A 9827-nucleotide genomic window follows, 5' to 3' on the forward strand; every position below is an offset into this window, starting at 1 on the left:
TCATAACGGATTTGCAGGAGCCTGAAGTGAGCGTATTGCCCGACTCGACATTGCGCATTGTGCTGGCGGACGATCACCCGATCTTCCGCTTGGGCTTGCGTGCCGTACTTGAGCAGGACCCGTCCCTACAAGTGGTTGCCGAAGCGGATGGCCCGCAGACGCTGCTGAGCTGCCTGCAGACAACGCCTTGTGACCTGCTGATCAGCGATTTCATGATGCCAGTAGAGCAACAGAATGACGGGCTACGGCTGATCGAAAGCATTCGCCGCAGCTGGCCGCAACTACCGATTCTGGTGGTGACCATGCTCAATAACGCTGCGCTGTTCCGCTCGATGCTCAAGCTCGGGGTACTTGGGTTGGTGGGCAAGGGCAGCCTGGCAGGTGAGCTACCTACCGCTATCGAGCATTTGCGCCAAGGCCAGTTGTACATCGCCCAATCGATTGCTCAGACCCTGCAAACCGGTGACGGGACGGATGGTGCAGCTCCCCTGAGCAATGTAGAACTCTCTCCCAAAGAGCTGGAGGTTGCTCGATTGCTGGCCTCAGGATTGTCCGTAAGCGAGATCGCCAGCCGCCTGCATCGCAGCAAGCAGACCGTCAGCGCACAGAAGGTCAGCGCGATGCGCAAGTTGGGAGTAACCAACGACGCGGCGCTATTCATCTATCTGCAGGAACAGGGACTGAGCTGAGTCAGGCTATAGCGCTGCCATCGCCCTGGCGGCGCAGCGGGTATTTTGCTGATAGACCTCCAGCAGTTGGTGCAAGGTACGGGTCGATGCAGGCTTGGCCAATGCTGCCAGTACCCATAACCCGGATTGTCGTGCCAGCCGCGCGGCTTCATCACGTAGGGCCTCGTCGGCATTGCTGAGAATGATCAAGGCTTCGGCCTGACGGCTCACCGCCAGATGGCGAACCAGATCAAGCCCACTGCCGGCACGATCCGGCTCCAGGTCGCAAATCACCAGGTCGACACTGCCGCGCCGGGCGAGAGAGCGACAGGCATCTGTCAGGGTGGCGGCAACCAGTACGTCATAGACACCGCTTGCATTGAGCATCTGGTGCAATGCCATCAACTGAAACGGGTTGTCCTCAAGGATCAGAACTCTGAGTGAGCGCATGGGCCGGCCTCCAGAAACGATACGGCAGAAAGCCGCGATGGCGCACACTGTAAAAGACCGGGCCGAGGGGCAGCTATAGGACGAATCTGAAACCGCCGTAGGACTCTTCGCTACCAGCGCGTTTGATCTTGCGTGTCAGCAACCATGCCACGCAGGGTGCGCAAGATATCGGCCTGCAAATCCTCGATTGCGGCCTGGAGCCGGGGCCAGTCCTGCTGCACCTGCGGCTGGTGGCGATCGGCGCAGCCCTTGCCGAACTGGCCACACATCTTGGCTAAAGGCACAGCATCGATCATGGCGCACACACCTTTGAGCCGATGCAGCACGCCCTCCAATACCGTCCAGTCCGACGATTCGACAGCGCCCTGCAGACGCTCCAGCTCCTCTTCGAGGTTACTGTCGAGCTCGCTCAACATGCGCTGCAGCAATCGAGCATTGGCCTGAGTCAGGGCCCGCAAGGTCTGCGGATTGAAATGCCGGGGGCGCGTCAATTGGGTCAATGCCTGACTCAGGGCGTCGAGCGAGAGCGGCTTGGGCAACCACAGGTCCATCCCGGCGTCTTCACACCGTTGACGCTCGTCATTCATGACGTTCGCGGTGTAACCGATGATGGGCGTTCGCGTCAGCCCCTGTTCGGCCTCCAGCTCGCGGATCCGTGTGGCCAGCTCGTAGCCGCTGATTCCCGGCATGTTGCAGTCGCTTATCAGGACATCGAAATCGCCGTCTTGCCAGGCCGCCAGCGCGTCTTCACCCCCCACTACCGCCTCGACTTGATGGCCGAGGTACTGCAGTTGCCGACTCAGCACCAGACGATTGGAGGACAGGTCGTCGGCAATCAGCACCTGCAACATTCGGGGCACCGAGCCAGCGCCGGCACCGCTAGTGACCTCGAGTGGCTCCTCGATGGGGATGACCTCCACCTGGCGCAATCGCAACTGAAGAGTAATCCGGGTACCCTGGCCCGGCGTGCTGTGCAGCTGAATCTGCCCGTCCATCAAAGCGATCAGTTGCTGACAGATGCTCAATCCCAACCCCGATCCACCGTAACGCAGCGCCGCATCGGTACCGGCCTGGACGTACGGCCGGAATAACTGCGCCTGTTGAGCTGCGTCGATACCGATACCGGTATCCTCGACCGTGATATCCAGCGCCACTAATGGCCCCTCCAAATGCGCGACGACCACCAGGCTTACGCGGCCTCGGTGGGTGAACTTCAGCGCATTGCCCAACAGGTTGTGCATGACCTGGCGCAGGCGCAGCGCATCGAGCCAGTATTGACCTTGCAGGCCCTGCGCAACCTGGACCTGTAGTTCGATGCCCTTGCGCCGCGCCTCAGGCTCGAACAGCCGCGCGACATCGGCGAAAAATGGCGATAGTGAGACCGGGGTCAAATGCAATTCAAGTTTGCCAGCCTCGATACGCGACAGGTCGAGGCTGTCGCCTACCAGCTCGAGCAATTCGCACGCGGAGCGAAAGGCAACTTCCAGTCCCTGAGAGAACGTCTGCCCCCGTGCGTTGCTCGTATCCCGCTCGAGCTCCAGCAAGCCGATGATCGCCGAAAGCGGCGTACGGATGTCATGGCTCATGGTCGCCAGGAACGAGCTCTTCGCCAGGTTGGCCTCTTCCGCCGCTTGCCGCGCTTCGGTGAGCTCGACCTCCAGGCGCTTGCGCTCGCTGATATCGATCCAGCCGCCCAACAACCCTTGCAACTGGCCGTCCGCGCGATAGAAAGGCACCGTCCACTGATAGGCATCGATACGTGTGCCCGCCAGCTCTATCTGCCGGTCAATGAACACCGGCTGGGGATTGTCCAGCTGTTTGAGATAGTCGGCATGCAGGCGTTGCGCGTCTTCGGCGCCGATCAGGCCGACCTGAGGCAATTGCAACCCTTTGATACGATCGAGGCGAGTGGCGAAGACTTCCTCGTAATTACGATTGCAGGACAGCAGCCTGCCCTCCAGATCACGTACATAGACCGGGATGGGAATGCCGTCGAGCAGCGCCTTCTGGAACGCCAACTGGTCACTGAGGGCTTCCTCGGCACGCTGACGCTGGATGATCTGCGCCCGCAAGCGACCGCTCCAGAGCAGTGATATCAACGCGATCAGACCCGCTACGGCGGCGCCCCAATAGACCCACGGTGCGATACGCTGCCACACAGGCACCTCCGGCAGTGCCGCGCCCAGCCACTTGAGGCGAATGGCGCGCAGGTCCGCTACCGGGAAGGCTTCCAGGGCCTTGTTGAGAATGCTGGTCAATTGGGGATTGGCAAGAGTGACGGAAAAGCGGTCTGGCGACCACGCGCCATCGAGACTGCGTCCGACCGTCAATCCGGTATCGCTCTGGCGCTGGACCGCCCGATAGGCGCCGACTTCACTGTCGATGGTGGCATCGGCCTGACCGCGAGCGACAGCATCCCTGGCCTGATCCATGGTCGCTACTGGCTTCAGGCGAATCTGCGGATACTCGCGGTGAATGTAATCCTCGAGCGCATGCTGCGCCGGCAGCGCCAGTACACGGCCAGCCATCTCCTCAAGGGAGTCGAAGGCAATGCCATCGCGGCGCAGAATGAAGACCCAGCTCTGCCCACCATAGGAATGGGTGAACTCCAGCAGCGACTTGCGTTCTGGCGTCTCGCTGAGGGTCGTATTCATCTGCGCCCGGCCGCTTTTGAGCATATCGAGGCTCTCGACAATCGAATCGGCATGTACGTATTCGAACTGCAGCCCGGTCATCTGCGAAAGCGCCGCGAGAACATCGACATTGAGCCCGACCCAACGACCCTGGCGATCTCGATACAGATAGGGAGCATATTCGGTGGCCGCTATCTGGACCTTAGGGTGAGCGGCGATCCAGGCTTGCTCGTCGCTGTCGAGCTGCACCGGCCGCTGGGCGATTCCTGCGCCCAGCCCCGAAGTCCAGCGGCCGAGGATTTCCCGCTGCAAAGCGCCTTGAAGGCTGGCCAGCGCGCGATCGAACATCGCCGCCAACGGTGCATCGCTATTGCGCACGGCAAAGGCAAAACCGCCGACGGGCAGGCGGCTGTCGCCCGTGATCCGCAACTCCACGTAGGGCCGTAGCGCCATGTATGAACGCAGGATGATTTCGTTGCCGACCACCGCATCGACCGCACCCTGCCTCAATGCCTCCAAGGCGCTGCTCAAGCTGGGAGCAACCACCACTCGGCTGCTCGGATAGGCCGCCTGTACCGCGTCAGAGGTGGCATAGCCCTCCACCACCGCCACACGCTGATCGTCGAGGCCATCGCCGCTCTGACGGATATCATCGCTTCGCCGGACCAGTACGGGACGGTCGAACAGATAAGGACTGGTAAACGCCAGGCCGGCAAAATTCTGCTCATAACTGTTCGAAGCGGTAAGCACATCGATCTCACCCTCGTGCAGAGCCTCGATGGCGTCGTCACGGCGTGTGAAGCCGTGGATCTGCAGAGTGACACCCAGCCGGGCACGGATCAGGTTCAAATAATCGGCGCTCACGCCCTGGTAGCGGTTGCGATCGACGGCGATATCCAGTGGTTCGTTATCGTTGATCGACATGCCGATACGCAGTGTCTGCTGATGGTCTTACAGCCATTGCTGCTCCGCCGGCGCCAGCACCAGCGGCGCCAGTTGAGCAATCGGCTGTACCAGGGTAAACGGCAAGGCCTGAGCGGCCCAGGCGCCATCCGCCATGACGCAAAGCAGCAACGCCCGCAGAAGCAGACGCCAGGGGCGGTAGACGTATCGAGGCAGATGGGGAGACATGCGGGCATCCTTGGCACTGGATCATGCGAAGCTAAACTGCACCAAGTTTGACACGGAAGATCAAAAAAGCCCGTCGATCGACGGGCTTCAAGTGTTGCAGAACGCTTCAGTTACAGCGGCTTGCCTCGGTTGCCGTGCTGGGCCACGAAGTTCTGTACGGCCTTGAGGTCGTTTGCCAGCACCGTGCACTTTTCTTCGCGCTCGAACAGATCGACCAGATGAGCAGGCAACTCCAGCGCCTTGCCGACACCGGCCTTGAGCACCGCGTCCGGGAACTTGACCGGATGTGCCGTGCCCAGCACCACCATCGGTGTATCCAGGCTGCGGCGGCATTCGCGCGCGGCCCGCACGCCGATGGCGGTGTGAGGATCGAGCACTTCGCCACACTGGGCGAAGACCTCGGCGATGGTCTCGCAGGTCTGTTCATCGTCGACCGCCAGCGAATCGAACAACTTGCGGGTTTCGGTCCAGCGGTCCTGTTCGACGCTGAACTGACCGTCCTGCTTGAAGCTGTCCATCAGCTGCGCGATGGCGGCGCCGTTGCGTCCGTGCATGTCGAACAGCAGGCGCTCGAAGTTGGACGACACCATGATATCCATCGACGGCGACAACGTGGCGTGCAGGGTTTCCTTGGCATATCCGTTACCACTCATGAAGCGGTGCAAGATGTCGTTGCGGTTGGTCGCGACGATCAGTTGGCTGATCGGCAGGCCCATGTTGCGCGCCAGGTAGCCGGCGAAGATATCGCCGAAGTTGCCGGTCGGCACCGAGAATGCCACCGAACGTGCCGGGCCGCCCAACTGCAGGGCTGCGTGGAAGTAGTAGACGATCTGGGCCATGATCCGCGCCCAGTTGATCGAATTGACCGCGACCAGGCGCGTGCCCTTGAGAAAGCCCTGATCGGCGAAGCTGGCCTTGACCATTTCCTGGCAGTCATCGAAGTTGCCCTCGATGGCGATGTTGTGGACGTTGTCGCCGAACAGCGTGGTCATCTGCCGGCGCTGCACCTCCGAGACCCGCTGGTGCGGATGGAGGATGAAGATGTCGACGTTTTCGCAGTGCTTGCAGCCTTCGATGGCGGCCGAACCGGTATCACCGCTGGTGGCACCGATGATGACAACGCGCTCGCCGCGCTTGGCCAGGGTGTAGTCGAGCAGGCGGCCCAGCAGTTGCAAGGCGAAGTCCTTGAACGCCAGGGTCGGACCGTGAAACAGTTCGAGCACCCACTCGTTGCCGTTGAGCTGGCGCAGCGGAGCGATAGCCGAATGGCTGAAACCGGCGTAGGTCTCTTCGAGAATCTTCTTGAAGTCGGCGTCCGGAATGCTGCCGGCGACGAACGGGCGCATCACTCGGAACGCCAGTTCGTGGTAGGGCAGGCCAGCCCAGGAAGCGATTTCTTCCTGGGTGAAACGTGGCAGGTTTTCCGGCACATAAAGGCCGCCATCGGTGGCCAGGCCAGCCAGCAGCACGTCTTCGAAGTTGAGCGCCGGCGCCTTGCCGCGCGTACTGATATAACGCATTACAAAATTCCTCTGGCTCGGACGCCGCTTAGTTCAGTTGCTCGACGCGGATGCGCACCACACTGCCGATGACATCCTGCAGGGCTTCGAGAGCGGTAATGGCGTCGTTCATGTGTTGCTCGATCACGCGGTGGGTCAGCAGGATCATCGGCACCAGGCCGTCTTGCTCTTCGACTTCCTTCTGCATGATCGACTCGATGTTGATGCCGCGCTCCGAGAGGATGCTCGCCACCTGAGCCAGTACGCCCGGGTGATCCTTGGCCTGGATGCGCAGATAGTAGGCGCTCTCGCACGCTTCGATCGGCAGGATCGGGTGGGCCGACAGCGAGTCCGGCTGGAAGGCCAGGTGCGGCACGCGGTTTTCGGGATCGCTGGTCATGGCGCGAACCACATCGACCAGGTCCGCGACCACCGACGAAGCGGTCGGCTCCATGCCGGCGCCGGCGCCGTAGAACAAGGTCGAACCTGCGGCATCGCCGTTGACCATGACGGCGTTCATCACGCCGTTGACGTTGGCGATCAGGCGATCAGCGGGGATCAGCGTCGGGTGTACGCGCAGTTCGATACCGTTGGCGGTGCTGCGGGCCACGCCCAGGTGCTTGATGCGATAGCCTAGCGCTTCGGCGTAGTTGACGTCGGCAGTGGTCAGTTGGGTGATGCCTTCGGTGTAGGCCTTGTCGAACTGCAGCGGGATACCAAAGGCGATGGACGCCAGGATGGTCAGCTTGTGCGCCGCGTCGATGCCTTCGACGTCGAAGGTCGGATCGGCCTCGGCGTAACCGAGCGCCTGGGCTTCGGCCAGCACGTCAGGGAACGTGCGGCCCTTCTCGCGCATCTCGGTGAGGATGAAGTTGCCGGTACCGTTGATGATCCCGGCCACCCAGTTGATACGGTTGGCGGACAGCCCTTCACGGATTGCCTTGATCACTGGGATGCCACCGGCCACGGCAGCTTCGAAAGCGACGATGACGCCCTTCTCGCGCGCCTTGGCGAAGATCTCGTTGCCGTGCACGGCGATCAGCGCCTTGTTGGCGGTGACCACGTGCTTGCCATTGTCGATGGCCTTGAGCACCAGTTCGCGGGCCACGGTGTAGCCGCCGATCAGCTCGATGACGATGTCGATCTCGGGGTTAGTGGCGACCGCGAAGACATCGTTGGTAATGGGGGTTCCGGTAATCTGGCAATTCGGGTTGGGCGAACGCATGGCAATTTGTGCCACTTCGATACCACGCCCGGCGCGGCGGGCGATCTCCTCGGCGTTGCGTTGAAGCACATTGAAGGTGCCGCCACCGACGGTACCTAACCCACAGATGCCTACTTTGACCGGTTTCACTCTGAACTCCCCATGAAACGGCCGACACTAAGTCGGCCGTGAAATACGATCACAAACGGGTTGCGATCTGATGTGTTGTTGCCTGACGTGATTATTCGCCAGCCAGGGCCAGCTTGGCCACCTGAGCCGCTGGTTGGTAGCCCGGAATCACCTGGCCGTCAGCCAGGACGATGGCTGGCGTACCGTTGACGCCGATCGACTGACCCAGCGCGAATTGCTTGCTGACCGGATTGGCGCACTTGGGTGCCTCGACGTCCTTGTTGGACATGAGCTTCTGCAGCGACTCGCGACGGTCCTTGGAGCACCAGACCGCCTGCAGTTGCTGGTCGCCTGGCGAATCGAGGCCCTGACGCGGGAAGGCGACATAACGCACTTCGACGCCCATCTTGTTCAGCTCAGGCACTTCGGCGTGCAGCTTCTGGCAGTACGGGCAGGTGGTATCGGTGAACACGGTGATGTGCGACTTGGTCTCGCCAACCGCCGGGAACACAACCGTTTCGGCCTGAGGAATGGCGTTGATGGTCTTGGCGATGGCTTGACGCTCGGTCTTTTCGGTCAGGTTGACCGGCTGGCCATCCTTGAGCTGGTACAGATAGCCCTGCATCACGAACTGGCCGTCGGGGCTGGCGTACAGCACGCGGCCACCTTTGAGTTTGACCTCGTACAGACCGTTGAGCGGGCTCGCGGCCACGCTTTCGACCGGGACGTCCAGCTTGAGGGTTTGCAGGGTATTGCGGATGGCTTGCTCGGGGGTATCCGCCGAGGCCGCGACGCTGAACAGCGCAAGCGCAGCAGCGGCAACAAGATGGGTTACGCGCATGAGAACTCCTGGGGCGACGTAGGGACAGCCGGAGACGATAGCGACGCGCCTGTAGCGGCGTTCAAGGTCCGGCTTTGTTGACCCGCCAAGCCTATCACATTCACTACGCGGGGCCGAACACGCAGGGCGTAACTCGATATTTTTCATCCACCACGGCCCTCACCCCCGTGGATGATGCACCGCGTGCAACTCCTGCAAGCGCGCCCGGGCCACATGGGTATAGATCTGGGTAGTGGACAGGTCGCTGTGCCCCAGTAGCATCTGCACCACACGCAAATCGGCGCCATGGTTGAGCAAGTGGGTGGCGAAGGCATGGCGCAAGGTGTGCGGCGAAAGCGATTTGGAGATCCCCGCAACCAGCGCCTGATGCTTGATCCGGTGCCAGAAGGTCTGGCGGGTCATCTGCTCACCCCGCTGACTGGGAAACATCACGTCACTGGGCCGGCCGTTCAGCAACTGGTCCCGAGCGCCGCGCAGGTAGCGCTCGACCCACACCACGGCCTCCTCACCCATAGGCACCAAACGCTCTTTGTTGCCCTTGCCGACCACCCGCAGCACGCCTTGGCGCAAGTTGACCTGGTCCAGCGTCAGGCTGATCAGCTCGGTGACTCGCAGGCCGCAGGCATACAGCACTTCAAGCATGGCGCGGTCGCGTTCGCCGATGGGCTCGCTCAAATCCGGGGCCTGCAGCAGAGCCTCGACATCGGCTTCGGAGAGGGACTTGGGCAGCGGCTTGCCCAGTTGCGGCATGTCGACCTGCAAGGTCGGATCGACGCCGATGAGTCTTTCGCGCAGCAGATAGCGATAGAAACCCCGTGCGCCGGACAGAAACCGCGCGGTCGAGCGGGGTTTATAAGCCTGTTCGACCCGCCAGGCCAGGTGATCGAGGATCATTTCACGCCCTGCGCTGGGCAACTCGACGCCGCGCTCCTGCAACCAGCCGTTGAACAGCGCCAGATCGCTGCGGTAGGCCTCGCGACTGTTGTCAGACAGGCCCTTTTCCAGCCACAAGGCGTCCAGGTACTGGTCGATCAGCGGGTGTTCAATGGCGGGCATCAAGAAATCTCTGATAAAGATATCCTGCCATTTTCGCACATCGATGTGGCGAGGGGGCTTGCCCCCGATTGCAGTAAGCCAGTCTTGTCGGTGTGGCGGACACCCTTTTCGGGGGCAAGCCCCCTCGCTACACAAATCGCAGGATCAAGTAGGAGGCGGGTTCACACCCGCCGTCCTCTCACACCACCGTACGTACGGTTCCGTATACGGCGGTTC

At 61.6% G+C, this 9827-nt stretch carries 8 protein-coding genes; 1 reads left to right on the forward strand and 7 read right to left on the reverse strand.

Annotated features, from left to right (window positions below; all coding sequences use genetic code 11):
- Positions 1-26 precede the first annotated feature (26 nt).
- Complete coding sequence (locus tag AC3WJP_RS21870; protein WP_493722916.1) at positions 27-689, forward strand: response regulator; 663 nt, start codon at positions 27-29, stop codon at positions 687-689.
- A gap of 6 nt (positions 690-695) precedes the next feature.
- Here AC3WJP_RS21870 and AC3WJP_RS21875 read toward each other — a convergent pair whose 3' ends face one another.
- The 7 genes from AC3WJP_RS21875 to xerD all read right to left on the reverse strand — a co-directional run bounded on the left by AC3WJP_RS21875 (position 696) and on the right by xerD (position 9611).
- A complete protein-coding gene (locus AC3WJP_RS21875) occupies positions 696-1118 on the reverse strand; it encodes a response regulator (RefSeq protein ID WP_493722915.1) in 423 nt (140 codons plus the stop codon).
- 110 nt (positions 1119-1228) lie between these two features.
- Entirely contained in the window at positions 1229-4675 is a 3447-nt protein-coding gene (locus AC3WJP_RS21880) for a transporter substrate-binding domain-containing protein (RefSeq protein ID WP_493722914.1), read from the reverse strand.
- A gap of 27 nt (positions 4676-4702) precedes the next feature.
- Complete coding sequence (locus tag AC3WJP_RS21885; RefSeq protein WP_493722913.1) at positions 4703-4882, reverse strand: hypothetical protein; 180 nt, start codon at positions 4880-4882, stop codon at positions 4703-4705.
- A 110-nt stretch (positions 4883-4992) separates the two neighbouring features.
- Positions 4993-6402, reverse strand: a complete 1410-nt coding sequence (thrC, locus tag AC3WJP_RS21890) for a threonine synthase (protein ID WP_493722912.1) — start codon at positions 6400-6402, stop codon at positions 4993-4995.
- Between the two features lie 28 nt (positions 6403-6430).
- On the reverse strand, positions 6431-7735 hold the full coding sequence (locus AC3WJP_RS21895; protein WP_493722911.1) for a homoserine dehydrogenase: 1305 nt from the start codon (positions 7733-7735) through the stop codon (positions 6431-6433).
- A 91-nt stretch (positions 7736-7826) separates the two neighbouring features.
- Positions 7827-8555 carry a DsbC family protein gene (locus AC3WJP_RS21900; RefSeq protein WP_493722910.1) on the reverse strand — a complete coding sequence of 243 codons (729 nt, stop codon included), beginning with the start codon at positions 8553-8555 and terminating at the stop codon, positions 7827-7829.
- Between the two features lie 159 nt (positions 8556-8714).
- Complete coding sequence (xerD, locus tag AC3WJP_RS21905) at positions 8715-9611, reverse strand: site-specific tyrosine recombinase XerD (protein WP_493722909.1); 897 nt, start codon at positions 9609-9611, stop codon at positions 8715-8717.
- Positions 9612-9827: the final 216 nt, after the last annotated feature.

Source organism: Pseudomonas sp. GW821-FHT01A09, assembly GCF_058986725.1.

Excerpts from the sequence above, each read along its gene's own strand:
- AC3WJP_RS21875 (WP_493722915.1), bottom strand. The coding sequence starts at position 1,118 with ATGCGCTCACTCAGAGTTCTGATCCTTGAGGACAACCCGTTTCAGTTG.
- AC3WJP_RS21880 (WP_493722914.1), bottom strand. The coding sequence starts at position 4,675 with ATGTCGATCAACGATAACGAACCACTGGATATCGCCGTCGATCGCAAC.
- AC3WJP_RS21885 (WP_493722913.1), bottom strand. The coding sequence starts at position 4,882 with ATGTCTCCCCATCTGCCTCGATACGTCTACCGCCCCTGGCGTCTGCTT.
- thrC (WP_493722912.1), bottom strand. The coding sequence starts at position 6,402 with ATGCGTTATATCAGTACGCGCGGCAAGGCGCCGGCGCTCAACTTCGAA.
- AC3WJP_RS21900 (WP_493722910.1), bottom strand. The coding sequence starts at position 8,555 with ATGCGCGTAACCCATCTTGTTGCCGCTGCTGCGCTTGCGCTGTTCAGC.
- xerD (WP_493722909.1), bottom strand. The coding sequence starts at position 9,611 with ATGCCCGCCATTGAACACCCGCTGATCGACCAGTACCTGGACGCCTTG.